Raw genomic sequence first — 24998 nt, forward strand, 5'->3', positions numbered from 1 at the left:
CATCATTTCACGGCCCCGGCAGTAAGACCGCGTACGAAATACCTGCCGCCGAGGAGGTAGACCAACAAAGTGGGGAGCGCTGCGATGATCACCGCCGCGCTCTGCACGCCGTGCTTCGGGATATCCGCGACCGCGGCCGACAATGCGATCAGCGCCGCCGTGACAGGCTGCTGCTGGCCGGTCGTGAATGTCACGCCGTAGAGGAACTCGTTCCAGATATGGGTGAACTGCCAGATCACGGTGACGATCAGGATCGGAGGCGAGAGCGGCAGAATGATGCGCCAGAAGATCCGAAAGAAACCGGCGCCATCGATCCGCGCGGCCCGGATCAATTCATGCGGAATGGCGACGTAATAGTTTCGGCAGAACAGCACAGTGAACGAGAGACCCTGGATCGTGTGGATCAGCACGAGGCCCGTCAGCGAGTTGATGAGGCCGATGTCGCGTAGCACGATGGTCCAGGGGAGCAGGCGCATCTGCTGGGGCAGGAAGAGGCCGAGCGTGACGATACCGTAGATCCAGTTGTCGCCGCGAAAGCGCCAGAGCGACACCGCGTAACCTGCGACAGCGCCGAGCAGGGTGGAAAGAATTGTCGCGGGGATCGTGACGAGCGCGGAGTTCAGCATATACGGCCGGATGCCGTTGCAGGTCTCGGCGACGCAGAAGCCGCTCCAGGCGATGGCGTAATTGCTCCAGGCCAGATGTTGCGGCCAACCGATCATCGAGCCCTGCGCGATCTCCTCGTTGGTGCGCAGCGAGTTGAGGATGACGACAACCAGCGGCGCGAGCCAGGCGGCCGCGAGCAACGACACCACGAGATAGATCAGAGCGCGGCCCGGCGCGAAGCTTTGGTCACGCATGAGTGGACTGCCGTCGTTGGACATAACGCCATGCCGCATAAGGCAACAGCACCGCGAGAAGGATGAGCAACATCAGAACCGCCGCCGCGGCGCCGCGGCCAAGCTGGCTGCGCTGGAACATCAGATCGTAGACGACGAGTGCCGGCAGCTGGGTCGCGATTCCCGGGCCGCCGTTGGTCAATGCGCGGACCAGGTCGAAAGCCGAGATCGCAAATTGCAGCTGGATCACGATCACGGTGACGGTGATCGGCCAGAGCGTCGGCAGGATGACGCGCCAATAAGTTCGGATCGGCCCCGCGCCGTCGATCTGCGCGGCCCTGATAATGTCGGCATCGACGGAGCGAAGGCCGGCCAGGAAGAGGGCCATGGCGAAGCCGGAGGATTGCCAGACCGCCGCGATGACGATGGTCCAGATCGCCATGTCGCGGTTGACCAGCCAGTCGAAATGGAAGGCGGTCCAGCCGAGGTCATGGACGAGCTTCTCGATTCCGATGCCGGGATTGAGCAACCAGCTCCAGACCGTGCCGGTGACGACGAACGAGACCGCCAGCGGGTAGAGGAAAATGGACCGCAGCACGTTCTCGGCGCGAATCCGCTGATCGAGCAGGATCGCAAGCAGGAGGCCGGTGAACAGGCTGAGCACCACGAAGGCGATGCCGAACAGCAGCAGATTGTCGAAGGCAACCTGCCAGTTTCGCGACGCCAGGACTGCGGTGTAGTTGCGCAGGCCCACCCAGCCGGAGACCGGAATAAGGGTGGATGGCGTGAACGAAATCCAGATCGTCCAGATCGAAAACGATATGAGGTGCGCTGCTGATAACAGCAGCGGCACCCAGATCATCAGAAATTCGGGCAGCCGGCGCACCATCTCAGAGGTCGCCGCCCGGCCCGGTTGCACTGCTTTCGAGACGGCGTTGGTCAACGCGCGCTCTCGACGGCCTCGGCGAGGCGGGACACGCCTTCTTCCGGTTTGATCGTCTTGTTCTTCACATATTCGGTGATGACGTCGATCATTGCGGCGGTGAGGCCGTTTTCCTGCGCCATGTTGTGCGCAACGCTCAGGACGGCCTGATTGCTGGCGACAGCGTCTTTCAGGGCCGCAGCGGTCCGCCGTTGACCTTCCGACCAGCCTTCACCGGACAGATCGACATCGGTGCGGACCGGGATCGATCCCGTGATCTGCGAGTACATGGTCTGGATCGCCGGATCCATCACGAGCTGCGCCATCAGCATCTGGCCGGCCTGCAGATCGGCCTCCTTGCGCTGCCAGAAAATGAAGGCGTCGGCATTCAACAGGAACACCGGCTTGCTGTTGTCGCTGGGGCCGGGGGTGATGATGAAGTCGTCGAGCTTGAAGCCGGCGTTTTTCAACACGCCTTGCGCCCAGCCGCCCATGATCAACATGCCCATGTCACCGTCGATGAAACGCTTCGCATTGGTGGCAAAGGGTTGGGCGCCGATATTGGGGTCACACCACTCGGAGATCTTACGTGTCTGTGCGAAGGCAGCCTTGATCTCGGGGCCTTCCAGCGCCTTCTTGTCGAGATTCATGATCGCGGCGCGGTATGCCGTCGGGCTGATGCCAGCGAACGATGCCTCGAACTTTTGCCCGTCATCGGGACGGGTGCCGCCGTTGGCGATGGGATAGGCCATTCCGGCCGACTTCATCTTCTCGGCAAGCGCATTGAAGTCAGCCCAGGTGACGGGGACCTTGTCGGCCTTGGCCTTGTCCATTCCGCGCTTGGAGAGGAACAGCATGTTTGTGGCGTAGATCTGCAGCGGCAAGGCAATCCACTTGCCGCCTGGCTTGTGCAATTTGGCGAGGTCCGGCGCGACGACCTTCTCGTAGCCGGCAGCGGCGACCACGGCGTCGAGGTCAACGGTCGGAGCAATCTTCGACCACGCCGCAATCTCAGGCCCCTTGAGCTGCGAACAGGCCGGCGGATCGCCGGCGATGATCTGCGCGCGCAGCTTGTTCATCATTTCGGTGGTGAAGCCGGGCACGGGCGAGTGCTGCCAGACGCCGCCTTTCTCCTCGAACTTCTTGCCGAGCGCGGTGATCGCAGCGCCGTCGCTGCCTGCGGACCATTGCGAGATTGCGGTCAGCCGCGGCTTGACCGCGCCTTGCGCGCGGGCAAAGGCCGGCAGCGCGAGCGCGGCAGCAGATCCAGCGAGCAGACGACGCCTTGTTGTTGTGATCGGCATGGCAAGTTCCTCCCGGTTTGAAGTTCTTTGCGCTGTTTTGCGCTGTTCTTGACGCTTTCTTGGCGTGCGTGAGCCGCACGCGGCTTAGGTCATGTCAGGCGGCCTCCGTCGATGCGGCCGGCATGCCGCCGCTTCTCGCCAGGCAGAGCGCAGCGAAGGCCAATGCGGCCTGTGGATCATTGCCGGTCGACGGCGGAACGAAAGCGAGCGACACCTGCGCCAGTTTCCGGCCGCCGAGCAAGCAGGCATCGATCCCCTCGATCACGGCTCTTCGCTCCTCCTCGGCGAGCAGCGATGGCCACCCGCTGACGACAACGCCGCGGCATGGCTTGACGTTCAAAGTATTGCCGATGGCGAGGCCAAGCCTGAACAGGCGCTGGCGCAGTTCCTGCCGCACCCGCGACGTGAGGGGGATCGTGGTCACCCATTCACTGCCGAGCCGGACCAATTCCGCTTCGGTGACGCGCAGAAGTGCGGCCAGCGCCGGCAGCGACGTATAGGCTTCGACGCAGCCGTGATGTCCGCAGCGGCAGCGTGGGCCGTCAGCGCCGAAGACCATGTGGCCGAGCTCGACCGGATCGAGCGCGTCGTCCTCGATCGGATCATCCAGCCAGGCGCCGGCGACGCCCTGGCCGACGAAGACGAACAGATGCGCGTCGCTGAACGGATAGTCTTCCGTGCGGCACCGATGAAACGTGGCGTGCGCCACCACCGAATTGGTGAAGGTGACCGGCACGCCCGCGAACAATTCGCCGAACATGTCGCCGATACGTCCGACGTCGCAGGGAATGATCGGATTGCCAAATTCGCTGAGCCGACCGAGGCCCGGAACGGTGACGCCGACCTGTGCGAGCCTGATGCGGCGCCGGCGCGTCCAGTCGCGCAGCAATACCAGCGCTTCGTGAAACACGCGGCCGACGGATTCGACGGTCGGCTTCTTCGGCAGCGACACACGCTCGGTGTAATGCAACTCGCCCGACAGGCCGCCAACGCCGACGCTGAGCCACTGGCCGGTCAGCTCGAGCCCCCCAAGTGCCACGGTGCGGTCGAGCGACACCAGGCCGGTCGGGCCGCCGACATAAGGGGCAGGGCGCCGCACTTCCTCGATCAGGCCTTCGGCTTTCAGGTCGAACAGGATGCGCGACAGGCTCGCTTCGGACAGGCGCACGGCTTTTGCCAGCGGCGGCCGGAACGAGCCGCCGGACTGAAGCAGATGGGTCAAAATGGCAGCGCGCGTCTGCCGCCGACTTCTCGGCTGCTCCGGCATTTCCATCCCTGTCGTCATTCTTACTTAGTGTAAGAATTTGCGCGCGGAGTGTTTCAACTGTCAAGCGCTCGTCGGTGTGATGCGTGGACTTGTTGTTGTGCGGGGCAACAAGATCAGGATGCAGGCTTGGGCCGCGTGCCTTCCGACCATTCCGGCAATTCGTCCTTCGGGTCGTACCAGTTGGACGCATCCGATCGCCAGATGTGGACTTCGGGCCGTTCCGCAATCGGGGTGTCCAGGCAGCCCATCCGTAGCAGCACCGTGTCTCGGCCTTCGCGCGAGGCCACGATGTGCGAGCCGCACTGCGAGCAGAAATAGCGAGTCTTGCCGGGTGAGGATTCGAAGCCGCGCAGTAACGCCTCGCCCTTCGTCCAGCGAAATCGATCGCGAGGAACGTTGGTGACGGTGGAGAAGGCTGAGCCGTGCGTCTTGCGGCAGGTCCGGCAATGGCAGTGGACGATGGAGCCCGGGGCCGCGTCGACTTCGTAGGCAACGCCTCCGCAAAGGCAGCTTCCGTTGAGCATCGGCATTCTCCAAATTTGTCGGGCGGGCACGTTGCGCTGCTCACCCTACAATATCTCGGGCGAAACGAGAGCGGGCGTCATCGCTGCAAGAGGGGAGCGGCAAGATCACGCATGCGCAACTCGTCTAGCCCTTCGGCTCTTTTGTTCCGCCCGGAACTTCCTAGCTGCTGTTGGCCTGAAACAGAGGAGTCAGCAGGTTTATGTTAAGGAATGTTAAGCTCGCGTCCGTTGCTCTTGTCATGATTGCGGGTGCCGCCAACGGCGCGCAGGCCAAGAGCCAGAATTGTCCTGTCGCGAACGAGGGACAGATCGAGGCGCTGTTTGCGACGTTCAATGGCGCATGGGCGACAAAGGATCCTGCCAAGGTCACCGCCCTTTTCACGAAGCATCCTGTCTTGCTCGCGACCGTCTCGAACACGCCGAGGACGACGCGGGACGAGGTCAACGACTACTTCGTGAAGTTTCTCAAGAGCAGCCCGGTCGGCCGCATCGATACGTCCACGGTCGAGATCGATTGCCGCACGGCAAGCCGCGTCGGGACGTGGACCGTGTCGCTGACGGACCCGGCCAGCGGGAGCAAGTCGGACGTCAAGGCGCGCTACTCGTTCATCTATCGCTATGAAGACGGTGCGTGGAAGATCGACCATCTCCATTCGTCCATGATGCCCGAGAAGTAGTCCGCAAACAAAAACGGCGCCATCATGGGATGGCGCCGTTCCGTTGGATACTTTCGTCCGACCTTACTTGCGATCCTTGATCGCGACGTAATCGCGGCGGGTGACGCCGGTGTAGAGCTGGCGCGGACGGCCGATCTTCTGCTGCGGATCCTCGATCATCTCGCTCCACTGGCTGATCCAGCCGACGGTGCGGGCGACTGCGAACAGCACGGTGAACATCGAGACCGGGAAGCCCATCGCCTTCAGCGTGATGCCCGAATAGAAGTCGACGTTCGGGTACAGCTTGCGGTCGATGAAGTACGGGTCGCTGAGCGCGATCTTCTCGAGCTCGAGCGCCACCTTCAGCATCGGATCGTCGCCATGGCCGGTCTCCTTGAGAACGGCGTGACACATCTTCTGCATGATCTTGGCGCGTGGATCGTAGTTCTTGTAGACGCGATGACCGAAGCCCATCAGGCGGACTTCGGAGTTCTTGTCCTTCACCTTGGCGATGAACTCGGGGATCTTGTCGACGGTGCCGATCTCGGCAAGCATCGCCAGCGCCGCTTCGTTGGCGCCGCCATGCGCCGGGCCCCAGAGGCAGGCGATGCCGGCGGCGATACAGGCGAACGGGTTGGCGCCGGAGGAGCCGGCGATACGCACCGTCGAGGTCGAGGCGTTCTGCTCGTGGTCGGCGTGCAGGATGAAGATCTTGTCCAGCGCGTCAGCGAGCACCGGGTTGATCTTGTACTCCTCGCACGGCACGGCGAAGCACATGTTGAGGAAGTTCTCGGCGAAGGAGAGCGAGTTCTTCGGATACACGAAGGGCTGGCCGACCGTGTACTTGTAGGCCATCGCCGCCAGCGTCGGGATCTTCGCGATCATGCGCATGGAGGCGATCATGCGCTGCTTCGGATCGTTGATATCCGTCGAGTCGTGATAGAACGCGGCAAGCGCGCCGACCGAAGCGACCATGACGGCCATCGGATGGGCGTCGCGGCGGAAGCCCTGGAAGAAGCGGGCCATCTGCTCGTGCACCATCGTGTGATGGATCACGCGGTCGTCGAAATCCTTCTTCTGCGCGGCGGTCGGCAGGTTCCCGTAGAGCAGCAGATAGCAGGTCTCGAGGAAGTCGCCGTTCTCGGCGAGCTGCTCGATCGGGTAGCCGCGGTATTCCAGCACGCCCGCGTCACCGTCGATATAGGTGATCTTGGACTGGCAGCTCGCGGTCGAGGTGAAGCCGGGATCGTAGGTGAACAGGCCGGACTGGCCGTACAGCTTGCCGATATCGATGACATCAGGTCCGACGCTGCCGCTGTGAATCGGAAGATCGTAATTCTTGTTTCCGACCGTCAGCGTGGCGGTCTTGTTGGTTTCTTTTGCGTCCATCAGAGGTCCCCGATGTATGGTGAAACGGGCCGGAGCCGGAGGCCCCCAAGCGAGAAGATGGGGCAGGCCGGATGTTCCAGAATGTACGGGGAGATGGGTATATTATTGCTGTGTGCGCTGCAAGATCATGGCAGCCATGGTCTGCCCATGGCCTACTTACGTCTTAGTCTGGTCCTTGGACTGATCCTGAAGCCGGGCGAGGCTTTCCTCGCGCCCCAGCACGTCCAAAACCTCAAATATGCCAGGCGACGTGGTCCGACCGGTCAGCGCCGCGCGCAAGGGCTGGGCGACCGCGCCGAGCTTGAGACTATTTTCCTCCGCAAAAGCGCGTAGCGCCGCCTCCGTGGTGGCGCCGCTCCAGGTCTCGACATTCTCCAGCGCGGAATGAAGCTGGCCGATCAGCTTGCGGTTCTCGGGCGTCAGCAGGGCTGCCGCCTTCGGATCGAGCTGCAGCGGGCGGTCGGCGAAGATGAAATAGGCGCCGTCAATCAGTTCGATCAGCGTCTTGGCGCGCTCCTTCAGGGCCGGCATGGCCTTGAGCAGCTGGCCGCGCGTGGTGTCGTTTAACTTCGCCTTAATCTCGTCGCGGGCGGGCACGACGTGGTCGAGCACGTCCTCGAACAGCTTCACGAGTGATTGATCGTCGGCGTGGCGGATGTAATGGCCGTTGAGGTTCTCGAGCTTGGCGAAGTCGAAGCGGGCGGCGGCGCGGCCGACATTGGCGAGATCGAACGCGGCGATCATCTCCTCGGTCGAGAAGATCTCCTGGTCGCCATGGCTCCAGCCGAGGCGGACGAGGTAGTTGCGGAGCGCGGCCGGGAGGTACCCCATGGCGCGGTAGGCGTCGACGCCGAGCGCGCCGTGGCGCTTGGACAGTTTCGAGCCGTCCGGACCGTGGATCAGGGGGATGTGGGACATGTTCGGCAGCGCCCAGCCCATCGCATCGTAGATCTGCTTCTGGCGGGCGGCGTTGATCAGATGGTCGTCGCCGCGGATGACGTGGGTGACGCCCATATCGTGGTCGTCCACGACCACTGCGAGCATGTAGGTCGGATTGCCATCGCCGCGCAGCAGGACGAGGTCGTCGAGGTTCTCGTTCTGCCAGACCACGCGGCCCTGGACCTGGTCCTCGATCACGGTCTCGCCGGTCTGCGGCGCGCGCAGGCGGATGGTCGGCTTGACGTCGGAGGGGGCGGTTGCCGGATCGCGATCGCGCCATAGGCCGTCATAGAGGCGGGTTCGGCCCTCCGCGCGCGCCTTCTCCCGCATCGCGGTGAGCTCCTCGGCGGTGGCGTAGCAGCGGTAGGCCTTGCCGTCGGCCAGCAGCTGCTCGGCGACCTCGCGGTGACGGGCGGCGCGGCTGAACTGGTAGATGACGTCGCCATCCCAGCCGAGCTCCAGCCATTTCAGCCCGTCCAGAATCGCTCCGATCGCAGCCTCGGTGGAGCGCTCCCGGTCGGTGTCCTCGATCCGGAGCAGCATCTTGCCGCCGTGCTTCTTCGCATAGAGCCAGTTGAACAGCGCCGTGCGGGCCCCCCCGATATGGAGGAAGCCGGTCGGCGAGGGAGCGAAGCGGGTGACGACGGAATCGGTCATTCTTGGCAGGGCCTATGCATTGGAGGCGGTGGTATATAACAGGACCGGAGCATAACTAAAGCCCGGCAGCGACCGCTCAAGGGCTCGCTTAACCCCTTGGCTCAGCCAAGCGAATTTGGCAGAAGAGCCGCTGATTTCCCTACAGGATTTTCGTAATGACAGAACCGGTGGCGACTGAGGTTGGGCGCGATTTCATTCGTGACATCATCCAGGCCGACCTCGATCAGGCCAAGTACAAGGAGATCGTCACCCGGTTCCCGCCGGAGCCGAACGGCTATCTGCACATTGGCCACGCCAAGTCGATTGCACTGAATTTCGGCATCGCCCAGGAGTTTCCGGGCCGCTGCCATCTGCGCTTCGACGACACCAATCCGGTCAAGGAAGAGCAGGAATATATCGACTCCATTCAGGCCGACGTGCGTTGGCTCGGCTACGACTGGGGCAAGAACCTGTTCTACGCCTCGGACTATTTCGATCGCCTGTACGAATGGGCGGAGAAGCTGATCCATGACGGGCTCGCCTATGTCGACGACCAGTCCCAGGAGGACATCCGCCTCTCGCGCGGCACGCTGACCGAGCCGGGCAAGAACTCGCCGTTCCGCGACCGCAGCGTCGACGAGAATCTCGACCTGTTCCGGCGCATGAAGGCCGGCGAATTCCCGAACGGCGCGCGCGTGCTGCGGGCGAAGATCGACATGGGCGCGGGCAACATCAACCTGCGCGATCCCGTGCTGTACCGGATCCTGCATGCGCACCATCCGCGCACCGGCACCACGTGGAGCATCTATCCGAGCTACGACTATGCCCACGGCCAGTCGGATGCGATCGAGGGCATCACGCATTCGATCTGCACGCTGGAGTTCGAGGACCACCGGCCGCTCTATGACTGGTTCATCGAGAAGCTGCCGGTGCCGTCCAAGCCGCACCAGTACGAAATGGCGCGGCTCAACATCACCTACACGCTGCTGTCCAAGCGTGTGCTGACCCAGCTCGTCCGCGACGGCCACGTCGCCGGCTGGGATGATCCACGCATGCCGACCATGGCGGGCATGCGCCGCCGCGGCGTGCCGCCGGCCGCCCTGCGCGAATTCATCAAGCGCATCGGCGTCGCCAAGGCCAACAGCGTGGTCGATGTCGGCATGCTGGAGTTCTGCATCCGCGAGGAGCTGAACCGCACCTCGCAGCGGCGCATGGGCGTGCTGCGGCCGCTCAAGGTGGTGATCGAGAACTATCCGGAAGGGCAGAGCGAGGAACTCGAGGCCATCAATCACCCGGACGATCCGTCGGCGGGGACGCGGAAGATCACGTTCGGTCGTGAGCTCTATATCGAGCAGGACGACTTCATGGAGAACCCGCCGAAGAAGTTCTTCCGCCTGTCGCCGGGCAACGAGGTGCGGCTGCGCTACGCCTATTTCATCAAGTGCACCGGCGTGATCAAGAATGACAAGGGTGACGTGGTGGAGCTGCGCTGCACCTACGATCCCGCGACCAAGGGCGGCAACGCGCCCGACGGCCGCAAGGTCAAGGCGACCATGCACTGGCTGCCGGCGGCGACGTCCGTGCCTGCGGAGATCCGCATCTACAACCAGCTGTTCGCCAATCCGAGCCCGGATGCCTCGAACTTCGCGGCCGATCTCAACCCGCAGTCGCTGGAGATCCTGGCCGACGCGCGGATCGAGGCATCGGTCGCCGAGAGCAATTCCACCGAGCCGATGCAGTTCGAGCGCCAGGGCTATTTCGTGCGCGACAAGGACTCGACGCCCGGCAAGCCGGTGTTTTCACGCACCATCGGCCTGCGCGACACCTTCGCGAAGGAAGTCGCCAAAGGCTGAAGCGACAAGGGCTGAGGGGACGACAAATGACCAGTGAGGCCGACACCATCGTTTCCGCCATCATCGCGAAATGGTGTGCCGGCTTCGCGAGCCTCGATGCGGCTGCGCTGTCATCGCTGTACTCCAGCAATGCGTTCTTCTTCGGCTCCAACCCGAAACTCTATCGGGGCAGGGACGGCGTCGCCGACTATTTCAACGGCCTGCCGCGCTGGCGCAAGCCGAGCGCGGCTTTTTCCGAGGTCCAGGCGTCGTATGCTGGGCCGGACCTGATCAACATGGGGGCAACCATCAATTTTGACCTCGCCGGCGAGCGGCCCGATCTCGTCGTCAAGATGAGCTGGGTCATCATCCGCGACGATGGCGACTGGAAGATCGTCAATCACCATGCGTCGGCCAAGGCGCCGTTGATCTGACAGGCGCATTGCCACACGGCATCGTCATTCCTGCGAAGCAACGAACGTGCTCCCGGTGCGTTGTGTGGGTCCAAACAAGGATCCCACGATGCAGAACATCGCAGAGCATATGGAAGTCATTGGTGCCGACGGCGTCCATGTCGGCACGGTCGACAAGGTCGAAGGCAACCGCATCAAGCTGACCAAGAAGGACAGCGGCGAGGGCAGCCACAAGGGCCATCACCATTTCATCGACAAGGGTCTGGTCGCCGGCGTCGAGGGCAACAAGGTCCGGCTCTCGGCCAAGGCGGATGTCGCCGTGACGATGGAAGAGGAAAAGTAGGGCTGCGGCCCCTTCGTTCCTGATCCGTACCGCTATTCGCGTAACTGCACGTTCCGGTAGCATCTGCACCCGTCGCGTATCGCAGGGGTTGCCAAGGAATGGCGGAGCCGGGCCGGCCACAGCGTGCCTCGCAGGGTATTGCCGGGGCCCCGATTGCAGGGACTTGGCCGACGACCGGCCGGACCGCGTCGGCCGGCGGCTTTGCGCCGACAGGCTTTGGCGTTTGGCCTGCGGCAGTCGGGCGGCTGCGCGAATGGGCAAAGGCCGAAGCCGGCGCCGGGCGACTGTTTCCCTGGGTGCCCACCGCCTTCGGCTGCGGCATCGCGCTCTACTTCGCCGCCGATCATGAGCCGGTGCTGTGGGTCGCTGCCGCGACGGCGGTGGCGCTTGCGCTCGGTGCCGTCCTGTTGCGGCGAAGCCGGTGGTTTGCGCCCGCGATCATGATCGCGGCGGTCGCGGCCGGCTTTGCGATGGCGACGTGGAAGACGGCGCGCATCGCGCACACGGTGCTCGCAAGGCCGCTTTATTCGGTAACGCTGTCGGGCTTCGTCGAGACCCGCGACATCCGCGAACGCACCGACCGTTTCGTGCTGCGCGTCACCGCGATGGAGGCGCAGCGCAGCGACGTGAAGCTCGATCGCGTCCGTCTCTCCGTGCGCAAGGGCACGGCGCCCGATGTCGGCAGCTTCGTGCAGCTGAAGGCGCGGCTGATGCCGCCGCTGTCGCCATTGCGGCCGGGCAGCTACGATTTCTCGCGCGACATGTTCTTCCAGGGCATCGGCGCCTCCGGTTTCGTGATGGGAGCGATCGCGTCCGTGACGCCGCCCGATGCCGGCGGCCTGCGGTTGCGCTATGCGGCGGTCATGCAAGGCCTGCGCGATGCGATCGATGCGCGCATCCGCGCCACGCTCGATGGCGACAACCGCGCGATCGCGACTGCGCTTTTGACCGGGCGCCGCGATGCGATCACCACGCCCGTCAACGACGCGATGTTCATCTCCGGCCTCGGCCATGTTCTGTCGATCTCCGGCTACCACATGGCCGTGGTCGCGGGCGTCGTCTTCTTCGCGGTTCGCGCGCTGCTGGCGCTGATCCCCGGGCTGGCGGTGGGCTTCCCCATCAAGAAATGGTCGGCGGCCGCGGCGCTGGTCGCATCCGCGTTCTATCTGCTGCTCTCGGGCGCGGAGGTCGCGACCCAAAGGTCGTTCTTCATGACCGCCGTGGTGCTGATCGCTGTCATGGTCGACCGCCGCGCCATCACGTTCCGCACGCTGGCGGTGGCCGCGCTGATCGTGCTCGCGGTCGCGCCTGAGGCGCTGGTGCATCCAAGCTTCCAGATGTCCTTCGCGGCGACGCTTGGGCTGGTCGCGCTGGTGCAGATCGGCATGCCGAACCTGTTTGCCTCGCCCGATCATTCGACGACCGCGCGCATCGCGCTATGGGGCGGCCGCGAGATCGCGATGCTGTTCATGGCCTCGATGATCGCGGGGCTTGCGACCACGCCCTATGCCGCCTTCCATTTCCACCGCGTCACGCCCTACGGCGTGCTCGCCAATCTCGGCGCGATGCCGGTGGTGTCGGCGCTGGTGATGCCGGCGGGACTACTGGGATTGCTCGCGGCTCCATTCGGGCTCGACGGTGTGTTCTGGTGGCTGATGGGGATTGGCATCGACTGGATGATCGCGGTCACGCGCTGGGTGGCGGCACTGCCGGGCGCGATCGGCCGCCTCCCGGCCTTTGGTATGGCGCCGTTGATCGCCGCGAGCCTCGGCCTTGTCCTAATGGGCCTGCTGCGCACGCCGCTGCGCTGGTCGGGCGCGTTCGTGCTCGCCGCGGCAACCATCTGGGGTCTGTCGGTCCGGCAACCCGACATCCTCATCGCCGGTGACGGCCAGAACGTCGCCGTGCGGGGCAGGGACGGCCAGTTGCATCTGATGCGGACCAACAAGGACAACTTCCTGCTGAAGGAATGGTTGGCCGCGGACGCCGACCCGCGCGATGCCGCCAGCGCCTCGCTCGGTGACGGCGTGTCGTGCGACGAGTCCGGCTGTGTGACGCCACTCGCCGACGGCCGCATGGTTGCGCAGGCGCTGCGCATCGACGCGCTGGCTGATGATTGCAGTCGCGCCGCGCTGGTCGTGACGGCAAGGCCGGCGCCGCCGGATTGCGCCGCGATGGTGGTCGATCGATCGCGTCTCGCGCGCCAGGGCGCACTGGCGCTAACGCAGCGTGGCGACGGTTTTGCGGTTCAGGGCGTGAGGGCGAGGGGCGCAAACCGCCCCTGGTCGCCGGCGGCGGCCGGTGCGGACGATTTCGACGGAAGCCTTGCGCCGAAGACGGCCGCGCCGCGCAGCAAGGACGCAACGCCCTCGGAGGCCGATCAGCAGGCCGAGGATTGAGCTGGCTGGCTAGAGATACCAGGCCAGCATCGCTTCGAGCCTGCCGTTGCCGATCACCGGCAGGACCACCATCCGGCTCAGCCCGGCTGCGCGAGCCCCCACGGCGGCGATCGAGCCGTCATGCGCGAGGTCGTCGTTGAGCGCGGGCATGCCGGTGGCCCAGGCCCCGCCGATACTGCCTTCGCCCCTGGCGATCGATCTCTGCGCATAGAGCGCGGCGAGGTCGGTCTGGGCGCTGCAATCGCCGGCGCGAAACACCAGCACTGATCGGGCTTCGTTCGGGACCCAGATCTCGAAGCGGCGCGCAATGGGCGTCGCCTGCGCGGAGAGGAACGTCAGCACCCAGGTCCGGTCGGTGCCGGTGCGGTAGGGCACGCCGACGCCGAGATTGATCCCGACCTTGGCGGCGTCCTCCCAACGCAGGAAACTCTTGGCGTCGTGCAGATCCCTGATGATCAGCGGCAGGCCCGCTTTCCAGGTGCGTCCGGGCAGGCCGAAGCCGCGCGAAAATCTGGTGTGACGGGAGTTGAACTCGAACATGTCGGCGCTGCCGTAGTAGCCGTCGACGAGCGCGATCTCGTGCGAGAGTTCGGCATCGTTGTGCCAGAGCTCGATCGCGCCGACATGGGCCTCGTCGTCGCCGCAGAACAGCACCATGACGGCTTGCAGGAATTCGCCGGCAAACACCGGCACGGCGACCCCGCAGGTCAGGCCGGCTTCGAGAGCCTGGTCGGTCCGCTTGAAATAGGAGTTGGCGAACTTTGTGAGGATCACGGGATGGCCGCTCGCCCAGGCCTTGCCGGGAAGGCCCTCGTCATATCCGAAGCGCAAATCCTCGCTGCCAGCCTTGAACGCGGACAGGCCTTCGCTGTAGAGGCCGCCGCCGAATTCCAGCCGCGTCCGCGTTGGATCAGGCACCCAGAGTTCAACGACGCGAATGAAGGTTTTCATCGAGCCTGTCCGCTGCCTCAAGCTGCAAACAGCATCGGCCATTTGCTTGCGGAGCGGACGTTCAAAATTCAGGCAAGGCAGCGCAAACTTCGTGCGACTTGCTGGCGCGATGAGCTCATGATTTCCACAGACGCAAACCAATCCATCTCGCCGACCGCGGCCGGCGATGGACATCTCGATCCTGGCCCGACCTGTCGGCCGGGGATGGCGTCGTCAGCCGATCGGCAGGCGGGTGATGGTCGGCGGCCTGTCGGCGCTGATCTGCGGCTTGTGCTCGCGCTCGCCGAGCGGCTGCGTCACGGGCAGTTGCAGGACGGTTGCGCGCTGGCCTTCGACGAGCTGCGTCACCAGCACGTATTTGCCGTCGGGGAATTCGATCGCGTCGTGATGACGATCGGGAATGTGCGGATCGACCTTGCCGAACTTGCCGACGCGCGAATTGACGGTGCGGGTCCAGATCCAGCGATTGTCGTAGCGGACGTTGTCGGCGAAGGCGAGCTCCGTTCCCGGAAGCAGGCAGACCGCGACGGACATGTCGGCTTCGGAGGCGAAGCCGCGCGTCGAGGTGCCGCGGAAGGTTGTCGTGACGATCGTCTCGCCCACTTCTGCGGGGCGCGTCGCGACAGCATGCAGGCTGTAGTCACACATCGGGGTGCTCCTCAATCGGGATAGAGCACCCGCGCCTCCGCTGAGGCGCAGGCCCCTATCAGAGTGGAAGGCCGCGATCTTATGCTTGTTTGTGGGCAAATCTGCGGCTCGCATCCGCAGAGCGCGATCACATTATCTTTTTCAAATGCGCGAGGAACAAAGCCTGCTCTCGTGCATTCGAACAGCGCGTTGCCTCAGCGGCCTGCGGGCGCCGACCAACCGGAGTATGGCCAGGCCGGTTGTGATGGCCGCTCGACCGCGTTGCGGGCATCGCCGAATTGCGCGCTCGTCGCTTGCGGTTCCTTGCGGGCACGGTGCTGCTGCTGTGCGGCGAAAGCCTGAGACGCTGATGCTGCAATCAGCGCCATCGTGACGGCGCTCAAAACGATCTTGCGCAAGGTGATCTCCTCGGTCTCTGAAAGGCCTGCGAAGCGATGCGTGCTTCGTTGCGGCGTGCCGAGGATGTAGCGCTGGAGAGGGGGCCGGATAATCTGTGCAAAACCAGAAAGACTATCCAGCCGGAGCGGACAATCGTCCGCTCCAATCGTTGATTGCGGTCGCCGATTGCGACGCGCTCAGTACTTCCGGTACAGCCCGATCAGCTTGCCCTGGATCTTGACCCGGTTGGGCGGCAGGATGCGGACCTCATAGGCCGCATTCGCCGGCTCGAGCGCAATCGAGGCGCCGCGGCGGCGGAAACGCTTGAGCGTTGCTTCCTCGTCGTCGATCAGGGCGACCACGATGTCGCCGGTGTCGGCGCTCTCGTTGCGCTGGATCAACGCCATGTCGCCGTCGAGAATGCCGGCCTCCACCATGGAGTCGCCGCGTACTTCGAGCGCGTAGTGCTCGCCCGAGCCGAGCATGTCGGGCGGGACGCTGATGGTGTGGCTGCGAGTTTGCAAAGCCTCGATCGGCGTACCGGCCGCGATCCGGCCCATCACGGGCACCGCCACGGGCCGCTCGCCCTCGTCGGCGGGCGGGCTCGACGTCGTACGCACCTTGCCGAGATTGCCCTCGATGACGCTCGGCGTGAAGCCGCGGCGGCTGCCGGCGGCGGCCTGGAGCTCGGGCAGCTTGATCACCTCGATGGCGCGGGCGCGGTTGGGCAGGCGGCGGATGAAGCCGCGCTCCTCGAGCGCAGTGATCAGGCGATGGATGCCTGATTTCGAGCGCAGATCGAGCGCGTCCTTCATCTCGTCGAAGGAGGGCGGCACGCCGCTTTCCTTCAGGCGCTCGCTGATGAACCGCAGGAGCTCGTACTGTTTGCGCGTTAACATCTCGACCAAAATCCCCCGGTTGATGTCGTTCGATTCCGAGACGCTGAATTCAGCGATAAGCCGCTACATGCTCGAAACAAATCATGAACGGACACTATATGTTCGATACATGTTCCGCAACTGCTTAATTTACCGTGAACGCGGCAAAGTTCGCGGAACGGTTGCGAACGATGCGCTCAGGCGGGCAGTCGCAGCACCTCGCAAGGCGCGCCCGCTTCGGCCTTCGGCGCGAACGGCGCGCGCACGAGAAGTGCCTGTGCCGCAGCGAGATTTGCAAGCAGCGAGGAGTCCTGGTGGTTGACGGGAAGCGCGACGAGCGTGCCGTCATCACGCAGATCGAGGCGCGCGCGCAGATAATCCTCGCGCTGGTCATTGGCGGCGACGTCGCGGCCGAGCACGGCGCGTTCGCGGCGGTGATGAACCATCGAACGGCCGGACAACGCGCGAATCAGCGGCACCATGAACAGGAAGCCGCACACGTAGGATGACACGGGATTGCCTGGCAGGCCGATCACGCGCATCGCCCCGAGCTGTCCATTCATCATCGGTTTGCCCGGCCGCATCGCGATCTTCCAGAACGCCATCGAGGTGCCTTCGTCCTTCAGCGCCTGCTGCACCAGATCGTGGTCGCCGACCGAGGCGCCGCCGGTCGTGATCAGGATGTCGGCACCGGAGTCGCGCGCGCGGCGGATGCCGGCCGTGGTGGCGGCGAGCGTGTCGGCCGCAATGCCGAGGTCGATGGTGTCGGCACCCTCGCTGCGGGCGAGCGCATGCAGGGCGTAGCCGTTGGAATAGACGATCTGGCCGTGGCCCGGCGTGCTGCCCGGCATCACCAACTCGTCGCCGGTCGCGAGAATCGCGACCTTCGGGCGGCGGCGGACGGCCAATTGCGGGTGGTTCATGCCGGCGGCGAGCGCGAGGTCGCGCTCGGTGAGCCTGGCGCCCTTGCGCAGGAGCACGTCGCCCTCGGAGAAATCGATGCCGGCCGGGCGGATGTGCCGCCCGGTGAGGGCTGCCTCCTTGATCGCGATGTGCCTGCCGTCAGCGACAGTGTCTTCCTGGATCACGACCGCATCTGCGCCCTCGGGAACGACGCCACCGGTGAAGATCCGCACGGCTTCACCGGCGCCGACCATTCCTGCAAACGGCCGTCCTGCAGCGACCTCGCCAACGACGGTAAGCTGCGTGTCAATCTTCGCCGCATCGGCTGCGCGGACGGCATAGCCATCCATCGCCGACATCGCCTGGGGCGGCTGCGTCCGCCGCGCCGCGACGTCGCGTGCGAGCACGCGATGAAAGGCCGCCTCGAGCGCGACCGTCTCTTCAGGCAGTGGCTCCGCACCGGCGAGCACCGCGGCGAGCGCGTCAGAAACCGGCATGAGGGCCACGGTGAAAAACTCCAGCTACGCCCGTTCGGGCAAATCAGCGGCGAGAGTTCTAGCCGAGTGCAGGCAAGGAGGCAAAACGACGGTCGCGCAGGATGATTGATCCTGCATCACCCGCGCGGCGATGGAGTGAGAGCATCAGGTCCGCCGGGGCATGGTCCGGAAGGCGAGATAGACGGGCAGGAGGATAGCCATGGCAAGCACGAGGATGATGGAAGCCACGGCCAGCATCCTCAGGTCCCCTCCGGACTGACGTCGGGCGCTTGAGGCCCTTGATCCCTGTCGGGCATCGGATCGGCCTGGGCCTTCAGATCAGCCGCCTTGCTCATCAGCTTGGCGGAAAGCTCGGAATCAGAGGTGGTCCTGGCGAATTTGACCAGCAGGGAGGCCTGCTTGGTGAGGTAGGTTTTGCCCAACACGATGATACGTCCGTTCGTAGAATTCCCAACCGACTCTAGAGTCCGGAAGGGGGCATTCCGTTCCCGGAACTTCGTATAAAAATGCACAGAGCCGTTTGGTTCCTCGTCCGGGTGAAATTGCTCCGGAAACGGCGGTCAGATCCCCAGCGCCTTCAGTGCCATGCCGACGTCGCGGGGCGAGGTGACATGCACGGCCTTCAGCCCGCGGGCGCGGGCGCCTTCGACGTTCGCGGCGAGGTCATCGAAGAACACGATCCGGTTGGCGGGCACCCCCATCGCGGTGACGACGTGGTCGAAGGCTTCCGCATCAGGTTTGCGCAGGCCGATGCTGGAGGAGAGGTACAGCGCGCGGAAATGACCGAGCAGATCGGCATACTCTTTCGAGAAATGGTCGACATGCGGGCGGTTGGTGTTGGAGAAGGCGTAGAGCGGCATCTGCTTCGCCGCGCGCGGCAGCAATTCCGCGATGTCGGGCATCTCGCCGGCGAAGATCGCGTTCCATCCTTCCAGGAATTGCGCATCTGAAATGCCGATGCCGAGCGAGGAGCGCAGCGACTGGAAATAGTCCTCGTCGCTGATCCTGCCGACCTCGTGCAGCCGGTAGGCCTCGCTGTCGCGCTCATAGCGCGTCACGATGGCTTCGGGCTCGAGGCCTGCATGTCCCGCCCAGCAGGCGATCGCCTTGGAGAAATCGATGTCGAGCACAACGCGCCCGAGATCGAACAGAAGCGCATCCGCGCTGCCGGGTGAGAGCGATGTCATTCTATCAGTATCGGTAGGGTTCATGGTCGAATAGCGGGAATGCGCTGAACACACTCGGTGCATTGGTTGCGGTGGCCTGGTGCAGACAGGATTTGTTGACCTCGGCGAACGAGGTGGCGCCAAGCAGCCCAAGGCAGCGCAGCACCTCGTCCTCGAGCAGTTCGAGCATCCGCGTCACGCCGGTCTCGCCGGCCGCCGCCAGGGCCCAGCATTGCAGCCGGCCGATGCCGACGAGGTCGGCGCCCGCCGCGATCGCCTTGACGATGTCGGTGCCGCGGCAGATGCCGCCATCCACCATGATCTTGGCGCGGCCCTTCACGGCGTCGACGATCTCGGGCAGCACATGCATGGCGCCGCGGCCGTGATCGAGCTGGCGGCCGCCATGGTTGGAGACGTAGATCCACTCGACGCCGTGATCGACCGCGATCTGCGCGTCCTCGGCGGTGGCGATGCCCTTGAGGATCAGCGGTATCTTGAACTTGTCCTTGACCATCTTCACGGTCCGCCACTCCAGCCCCTTCTGGAAATCGCCGCCGGTGGCGCGCAGCCGGCTCTCGCGAACGTAGCGCTTGGCGATGTCGCGCTCACGACGGCTGTAATGGGCGGTGTCGACGGTCAGGCAGAAGGCGGCGTATTTGGCCTTCTCGGCGCGGCTGACCACGTCGGCGACGAATGCGTCGTCGCCGCGAACGTAGAGCTGGTACATGCGCAGTGCGTCGGGGGCGGCTTCGGCGGTCTTCTCCAGCCCGGGCTCGGAGACCGAGCTCAGCATGTGCGACGCCCCGAAGGTGCCGGCCGCGCGCGCGACGCTGGCGGCTCCGTGCGGGTCGAAGATTTCCAGCGCGCCGACTGGCGCAAGCACCACGGGCAGGCGCATCTTGCGGCCGAACTGCTCGACCGAGCCGTCGACCTTGCGCACGTCGCGCAGCACACGCGGACGGAAAGCGATCTCGTCCAGGGCCATGCGGTTGCGGCGCATCGTGGTTTCGGTTTCGGCCGCGCCGACGATGTAGTCCCAGGCGTTCTGGTTGAGGTTGGAACGTGCCTTCCGGATGAATTCGTGCAGGTTCTGGAACGGCTCGCTGCTGGCGCCGAGTTCGACATTCCGTTCCGGCCGGAGTGCTTCGTTCATTGTTATCCTCCCGAGAATTTGAAGCGTTATGTCATCGGGTATCTCGTTCGGCCCTCCAAAACCATCCTAAAATCGCATAGCTGCGAAGCGTGGCTCGGCCGATCGATTCCCGCTTGGCGGGCGATGGTTTCGGAACGTTGCCAAAAGTTTAGGCCAGGGCGAAGGGATTTTTGCGATATACCCGCGGGCGTGGCAGCCCGGCCTTGAAGAAACCTGAATGGTATTGTGAGAACCGGGCTGGATCGCCATTTGCGTGGCGTCCCGTCCCAAGCGAAAAGGCCAACCATTCCATGCGGAAAACCCTGCTGTTCCCCCTGGGCGCGCTTACCGGAGTATGCCTGACCCTTCTCGTATCCGGTCCGCAGGGCGGACTATGGGCGGCACGGGCGGCAGCCGGCGCGGACGATGCCTACTCCCAGCTCAACCTGTTTGGAGAGGTCTTCGAGCGGGTGAAGGCGAGCTACGTCGAGAAGCCCGACAATTCCAAGCTGATCGAAGGCGCGATCACGGGCATGGTGACCTCGCTCGATCCGCATTCCCGCTACATGAACGACAAGGCCTGGACCGAGATGCAGGAGACCACCTCCGGCGAGTTCGGCGGGCTCGGCATCGAGGTCACGATGGAGGAGGGCCTGGTCAAGGTCGTTTCCCCAATCGACGACACGCCGGCGTCCAAGGCCGGCCTCATGTCCGGCGACCTCGTCAGCAAGATCGACGGCGAGAACGTGCAGGGCATGACGCTCGAGCAGGCCGTCAACAAGATGAAGGGCCCGGTCGACACCAAGACCAAGCTGACCATCATCCGCAAGGGCGCCGATGCGCCGATGGATGTCGCGATCACGCGTGAGATCATCCATGTCCGCCCGGTCCGCTTCCACGTCGAAGGCGACATCGGCTACATCCGCGTCACCTCGTTCAACGAGCAGACCACCGACGGCTTGAAGAAGGCGATCGCCTCGATCTCCAAGGACATCCCGCAGGAGAAGCTGGCCGGCTATGTGATGGACCTGCGCAACAATCCCGGCGGCTTGCTCGACCAGGCCGTGTCGGTGTCGAGTGCGTTCCTGCAGCGCGGCGAGGTCGTCTCGACCCGCGGCCGCAATCCGGAAGAGACCCAGCGCTTCACCGCGCATGGCGGCGACCTCACCAAGGGCAAGCCGCTTGTGGTGCTGGTCAACGGCGGCTCGGCCTCGGCCTCGGAGATCGTGGCCGGCGCGCTGCATGATCACAAGCGCGCCACCATCATCGGCACGCGCTCGTTCGGCAAGGGCTCGGTGCAGACCATCATTCCGCTCGGCGCCGGCAACGGCGCGCTGGCGCTGACCACGGCGCGCTACTACACGCCGTCGGGCCGCTCGATCCAGGCCCAGGGCATCGCGCCTGACATCGAGATCCTCCAGGACGTGCCGCCCGAGTTGAAAGGCCGCGTCGACACTATCGCGGAGTCGCAGATGCGCGGCCATCTGCAGGCCGCCGACGGCACCGAGCAGACCGGATCGCAGTCCTATGTCCCGCCGGAAGAAAAGGACGACAAGGCGCTGCACGCGGCCTATGACTTCCTGCATGGCGTCACCGTGAACGCGGCGGCCGCGAAGCCGGCGCCGAAGGCCACGGTGCCGAACTAATCTCTCACGGTCCTTGCGACCTTCAGAGATCGCCCGGGAGCGGATGCCGCTCCCGGGCGATTTCGTTTCGGGACGTCGTCTCAGCTCGGGTTCATCGCGGCAAAGGTCGCCTCGTAGCGGCCCTCGCGCTCGGCCCAGCGCCGCGCGCGATCGCGTTCGACCAGCACTTCGCCGCGGGGATGAACCGCGAGCTCGAGGAGCTGCATCACCTCCGCGACATAGGCGGGAAGCGGCATCGCGCGCGGGTCGCTCGCCTGCTGCGCGCCGGTGAGCTCGGTCTGCACATAGGGCGGTGCAAGCTCCAGCACATCGACGGGGATGTTGCGCAGCTGATGGCGCAGCGATTGGAGCCAGGAATGCAGGAACGCCTTGCTGGCGCAGTAGGTCGGAAAGTCGGCGCGCGGCACGAAGGCGAGGTTCGAGCTCGTCACCATGATCGTCGCATTCCGCTGCGCCTTCAGGATCGGCAAAAACGCCGCCGCCACGCGCAGCACGCCCAGGATGTTGGTCTCCACCATCGCCTCGGCGTCGGAAGCGTTCCAGTCATCGGCGGTCATATCCTCCGCCTTGGAGATACCGGCATTGGCGATCAGCATGTTGAGCTCGGGGAAGCGCGCGCGAACTTCAGCCGCAAGGCGCGACGGCGTCGCGGGATCGTCGAGGTCGAGCGGCAAGGCGACAATTCCCGAACGGTCGGCCGTGATCTGATCGAGCAGAGACCGTCGCCGTCCCGCGACGATGACGCGATTGCCGCGGTCGTAGAAAGCTTCGGCAAGCGCGCGGCCGATGCCGCTGGTGCCGCCGGTGACGAGGATCGTATTGCCAGTCATCTTCATGGTTGCCTCTCAATGGAGTTGAGGACCACGGCAATCCAGCAAGTGCGCGTGCGGACGATCCCGGCACGACGGCAAACATCCCGGCGCGGGCAAGCCCTGCAGGATGGGACGTCGTGGACGGTTGAGCGACCGCAAGGCGGGGAAGTGATGGCATGACCGTGGCGTCTCGTGAATCGAGATCTCCCTGCTGGGATCCTCTCGACAAAGGACGCGTTGGATGACGGTAACGCCTACGGCAGCACCATGATGGCAGCTGCAGGGACGGACGTATCCGGGCCGGTCCTCGTCGTCAAGCGGGAAGGCCGGATGCGACAGAACGGCGCGTCGGCTCTCTGGTCGAGAAGTATTTACTATTCAACCTTCAGTAGATGATTTACGATGCAATCCGAGGTGCGAGGATAACGCTTGGCCTGTCTGGGGAGCAAAAGCCATGAGCGCCACGCTGCGAGTCCGTCGTTCGATCCAGGATCTCCAGGACGAGTACAACAACGGTAACAAGAAGCCGCTTGAAGACGTGATGCGGGCCTGGAAGGGCATCAAGGAGCTGCCGCCCGACGATCCCAGATCATTCTTCGTGCTCGGTGGCTATCACGGCGAGCCGTTTCGCGGCGCGGGCTGGGGCAACTCGCAGTACTGGGGCGGCTACTGCAATCACGGCAACATCCTGTTTCCGACCTGGCACCGTGTCTACCTGGTGAAACTGGAAGAGGCGCTGAGAAGCATTCCGGGCTGCGCCGACGTGACGCTGCCGTTCTGGGACGAGACCAGCACCGCGTCGACGACCAACGGGATTCCGAGCGCGCTCACCCAGAAGGACTTCGTCCTGGACGGCCAGACGATTCCAAACCCGTTGCGCTCGTTCGTGTTTCCGCGAGGCATCGTCGATCATCTCAGTCCGATCCCTGACGCGGATTACAGCAAGCCCGAGGGATACGAGACGGTGCGCTATCCGCTGTCGGGGCTGGTCGGGACGGACGCGGATAAGGCGGCGACGGCGGCTCACAACGCGCAGTTTCCCAACTACGACACCAATGTGGGATTGCTCAACGACAACGTCCGCAATTGGCTGTCCGAGACCGTCATCGTCGATGGCAAGCCCGTCGGCGGCGGGCATGTGAAGGACAAATACACGGCGTGTCTGAACGCACCGAACTACACGGTGTTTTCCAACACGACGTCCGCGGCGCAATGGTTCGACGACCACGGGCAGCGCATCGTTCCGATCGAGAGCCCGCACAACAGCATCCATCTCGCCGTCGGTGGTTTCGATCTGCCGAAGATTTTCGACGCCTCTCCGATCGACGGGGCGAATGGCGACATGGGCGAGAACGACACCGCCGGTCTCGATCCGATCTTCTTCTTCCATCACTGCTTTGTCGATCGCGTGTTCTGGCTGTGGCAGAAGAAGAACGGGTTCACCGACAAACTCGAGATCATCCCGCAATATCCCGGCACCAATTCCGTCGACAGCCAGGGGCCGACGCCGGGCACGGCGGCCAATTCCTGGCTGACGCTGGAATCCCCGCTGGATCCGTTCAAGCTGACCGAGCGCGGCAAGGAGCGTCCCTACACGTCGCAGGACTGCATCAATATCGAGACGCAGCTGGGATATACTTACGGCCCCGGTTCGCTCGATCCGCATGCCTTGCTCGCGGCCGCCGCCAGCGCCGCCGGCAGCGGCAGAACGATCAGTGTGCGCGGCCTCAATCGTGCGCGCATCCGCGGCTCGTTTCTGATCAGCGCATTCGCCAATGTCGATGGACAGCGGCAGCATATCGGGACCGAAGCGGTGCTGAGCCGCTGGCACGTCGACGGTTGCGCGAATTGCCAGACCCATATCGAGGGCAGGGCGGCGATCAGCACGCAGTCGCTCGGCGTGGCGGCAGCCCGTATCACCGCCGACGACATCGAGGTTCAGGTCCGCACCCGCGACGGCTTGCTTGGCAGCGGTCCCCAGACGCGCGCGATGGCATCGCTGACGGCCGCTCCGGGGAAGAAGCCCTTCAAGGTCGAGCTGCGATAGCTATCGGGTTTCGTGGCAGCTTAGACATCGCGGTATTGCCTCGATGTCTCATTGCGGAGGATTGAACGATGCCGGATGTTTTTCCCGCGGTTGGTCACAAGTATATCGTCGACTTCAGTTCGGCGAGCGGTGGTCACTTTCGCGTGCAACTCGACTTCACGTCCGAGACGTCGATGGCCTATGTCGGCCTCGACGCGAACGGGAATCCGATCCCGGACAGTTCGGAGACGGTCGACATAACGGTCGAACCCATTCGCGACCTGCTTTTCCTCGTCACCTGGCAGGAGCGCGATGGCACGACCGTGGTTCATCTCGAGGACTACAGGCTGAACACGATCATCACGAACATCACGCAACCCGCCAAGGATGCCAAAGACGCCAAAGCTCGCCCTGACTTCTCGAAATTCCACGGGACGATGAGGCAGATATCCTGATGGCCTGACGGCAATTGCGGCGGTCGCCGCGGCACGCCGGTCG

General features: G+C 64.3%; 24 protein-coding genes. 8 read left to right on the top strand and 16 right to left on the bottom strand.

The window, feature by feature from the left end:
* Window positions 1-2: 2 nt before the first annotated feature.
* The 5 genes from QA645_RS20350 to QA645_RS20370 all read right to left on the bottom strand — a co-directional run bounded on the left by QA645_RS20350 (window position 3) and on the right by QA645_RS20370 (window position 4856).
* On the bottom strand, window positions 3-860 hold the full coding sequence (locus QA645_RS20350) for a carbohydrate ABC transporter permease (protein ID WP_254131797.1): 858 nt from the start codon (window positions 858-860) through the stop codon (window positions 3-5).
* Window positions 853-1782, bottom strand: a complete 930-nt coding sequence (locus QA645_RS20355; protein ID WP_283052586.1) for a sugar ABC transporter permease — start codon at window positions 1780-1782, stop codon at window positions 853-855. The genes QA645_RS20350 and QA645_RS20355 overlap by 8 nt, the downstream gene beginning before the upstream one ends.
* Window positions 1779-3065 (bottom strand): ABC transporter substrate-binding protein, encoded by a 1287-nt coding sequence (locus QA645_RS20360; protein ID WP_254131795.1) that lies wholly within the window; start codon window positions 3063-3065, stop codon window positions 1779-1781. Before QA645_RS20360 ends, QA645_RS20355 begins: the two co-directional genes overlap by 4 nt.
* 94 nt (window positions 3066-3159) lie before the next feature.
* Window positions 3160-4338 (bottom strand): ROK family transcriptional regulator, encoded by a 1179-nt coding sequence (locus QA645_RS20365; protein ID WP_283053273.1) that lies wholly within the window; start codon window positions 4336-4338, stop codon window positions 3160-3162.
* Between the two features lie 107 nt (window positions 4339-4445).
* Window positions 4446-4856 carry a GFA family protein gene (locus QA645_RS20370; RefSeq protein WP_283052590.1) on the bottom strand — a complete coding sequence of 137 codons (411 nt, stop codon included), beginning with the start codon at window positions 4854-4856 and terminating at the stop codon, window positions 4446-4448.
* Between the two features lie 200 nt (window positions 4857-5056).
* Between QA645_RS20370 and QA645_RS20375 the strand changes: the two genes are divergently transcribed.
* Window positions 5057-5533, top strand: a complete 477-nt coding sequence (locus tag QA645_RS20375; protein ID WP_283052592.1) for an SgcJ/EcaC family oxidoreductase — start codon at window positions 5057-5059, stop codon at window positions 5531-5533.
* A gap of 63 nt (window positions 5534-5596) precedes the next feature.
* Here the strand turns inward: QA645_RS20375 and gltA are convergent, their stop codons facing one another.
* The gene (gltA, locus tag QA645_RS20380; RefSeq protein WP_254131792.1) at window positions 5597-6901 is read right to left on the bottom strand and encodes a citrate synthase; all 1305 of its coding nucleotides are present in this window, start codon (window positions 6899-6901) and stop codon (window positions 5597-5599) included.
* 156 nt (window positions 6902-7057) lie between these two features.
* Window positions 7058-8497, bottom strand: coding sequence for a glutamate--tRNA ligase (gene gltX / locus QA645_RS20385; RefSeq protein WP_283052595.1), 1440 nt, complete (start codon window positions 8495-8497; stop codon window positions 7058-7060).
* A 155-nt stretch (window positions 8498-8652) separates the two neighbouring features.
* On the opposite strand from gltX, the gene QA645_RS20390 reads away from it, so the two are divergent.
* From QA645_RS20390 to QA645_RS20405, 4 genes are all read left to right on the top strand, one after another.
* Window positions 8653-10329 carry a glutamine--tRNA ligase/YqeY domain fusion protein gene (locus QA645_RS20390; RefSeq protein WP_283052597.1) on the top strand — a complete coding sequence of 559 codons (1677 nt, stop codon included), beginning with the start codon at window positions 8653-8655 and terminating at the stop codon, window positions 10327-10329.
* A gap of 26 nt (window positions 10330-10355) precedes the next feature.
* Window positions 10356-10742, top strand: a complete 387-nt coding sequence (locus QA645_RS20395) for a nuclear transport factor 2 family protein (RefSeq protein WP_283052599.1) — start codon at window positions 10356-10358, stop codon at window positions 10740-10742.
* Window positions 10743-10830: 88 nt separating this feature from the next.
* Complete coding sequence (locus tag QA645_RS20400) at window positions 10831-11064, top strand: DUF2171 domain-containing protein (protein ID WP_015685840.1); 234 nt, start codon at window positions 10831-10833, stop codon at window positions 11062-11064.
* A gap of 98 nt (window positions 11065-11162) precedes the next feature.
* Window positions 11163-13463: a ComEC/Rec2 family competence protein gene (locus QA645_RS20405; protein ID WP_283052600.1), complete on the top strand. Its 2301-nt coding sequence runs from the start codon at window positions 11163-11165 to the stop codon at window positions 13461-13463.
* A 9-nt stretch (window positions 13464-13472) separates the two neighbouring features.
* On the opposite strand, the gene QA645_RS20410 is transcribed toward QA645_RS20405, so the two are convergent.
* The 8 genes from QA645_RS20410 to QA645_RS20445 all read right to left on the bottom strand — a co-directional run bounded on the left by QA645_RS20410 (window position 13473) and on the right by QA645_RS20445 (window position 20037).
* Window positions 13473-14414: a GAF domain-containing protein gene (locus QA645_RS20410; protein ID WP_283052602.1), complete on the bottom strand. Its 942-nt coding sequence runs from the start codon at window positions 14412-14414 to the stop codon at window positions 13473-13475.
* Window positions 14415-14627: 213 nt separating this feature from the next.
* Window positions 14628-15062, bottom strand: a complete 435-nt coding sequence (locus QA645_RS20415; RefSeq protein WP_254131770.1) for a hypothetical protein — start codon at window positions 15060-15062, stop codon at window positions 14628-14630.
* Between the two features lie 194 nt (window positions 15063-15256).
* Window positions 15257-15460, bottom strand: coding sequence for a hypothetical protein (locus QA645_RS20420; RefSeq protein ID WP_283052604.1), 204 nt, complete (start codon window positions 15458-15460; stop codon window positions 15257-15259).
* Between the two features lie 177 nt (window positions 15461-15637).
* Entirely contained in the window at window positions 15638-16339 is a 702-nt protein-coding gene (gene lexA, locus QA645_RS20425) for a transcriptional repressor LexA (RefSeq protein ID WP_014494969.1), read from the bottom strand.
* Window positions 16340-16515: 176 nt separating this feature from the next.
* Window positions 16516-17727 (bottom strand): gephyrin-like molybdotransferase Glp, encoded by a 1212-nt coding sequence (glp, locus tag QA645_RS20430; protein ID WP_283052607.1) that lies wholly within the window; start codon window positions 17725-17727, stop codon window positions 16516-16518.
* A 230-nt stretch (window positions 17728-17957) separates the two neighbouring features.
* On the bottom strand, window positions 17958-18143 hold the full coding sequence (locus QA645_RS20435; protein WP_254131767.1) for a hypothetical protein: 186 nt from the start codon (window positions 18141-18143) through the stop codon (window positions 17958-17960).
* Between the two features lie 135 nt (window positions 18144-18278).
* Window positions 18279-18905: an HAD family phosphatase gene (locus QA645_RS20440; RefSeq protein WP_283052610.1), complete on the bottom strand. Its 627-nt coding sequence runs from the start codon at window positions 18903-18905 to the stop codon at window positions 18279-18281.
* Between the two features lie 4 nt (window positions 18906-18909).
* Complete coding sequence (locus QA645_RS20445) at window positions 18910-20037, bottom strand: alpha-hydroxy acid oxidase (RefSeq protein WP_283052612.1); 1128 nt, start codon at window positions 20035-20037, stop codon at window positions 18910-18912.
* Between the two features lie 290 nt (window positions 20038-20327).
* Here QA645_RS20445 and QA645_RS20450 point away from each other — a divergent pair, with 290 nt between their 5' ends.
* The gene (locus QA645_RS20450; RefSeq protein WP_254131764.1) at window positions 20328-21662 is read left to right on the top strand and encodes a S41 family peptidase; all 1335 of its coding nucleotides are present in this window, start codon (window positions 20328-20330) and stop codon (window positions 21660-21662) included.
* 80 nt (window positions 21663-21742) lie between these two features.
* Here QA645_RS20450 and QA645_RS20455 read toward each other — a convergent pair whose 3' ends face one another.
* Window positions 21743-22498 (bottom strand): SDR family NAD(P)-dependent oxidoreductase, encoded by a 756-nt coding sequence (locus QA645_RS20455; RefSeq protein WP_283052615.1) that lies wholly within the window; start codon window positions 22496-22498, stop codon window positions 21743-21745.
* Between the two features lie 430 nt (window positions 22499-22928).
* On the opposite strand from QA645_RS20455, the gene QA645_RS20460 reads away from it, so the two are divergent.
* A complete protein-coding gene (locus QA645_RS20460) occupies window positions 22929-24521 on the top strand; it encodes a tyrosinase family protein (protein WP_283052620.1) in 1593 nt (530 codons plus the stop codon).
* 68 nt (window positions 24522-24589) lie between these two features.
* Window positions 24590-24955, top strand: a complete 366-nt coding sequence (locus QA645_RS20465) for a hypothetical protein (RefSeq protein WP_283052623.1) — start codon at window positions 24590-24592, stop codon at window positions 24953-24955.
* The last annotated feature ends 43 nt before the right edge of the window (window positions 24956-24998 follow it).

The sequence above is a fragment of the Bradyrhizobium sp. CIAT3101 genome, assembly GCF_029714945.1.
Classification (GTDB): domain Bacteria; phylum Pseudomonadota; class Alphaproteobacteria; order Rhizobiales; family Xanthobacteraceae; genus Bradyrhizobium.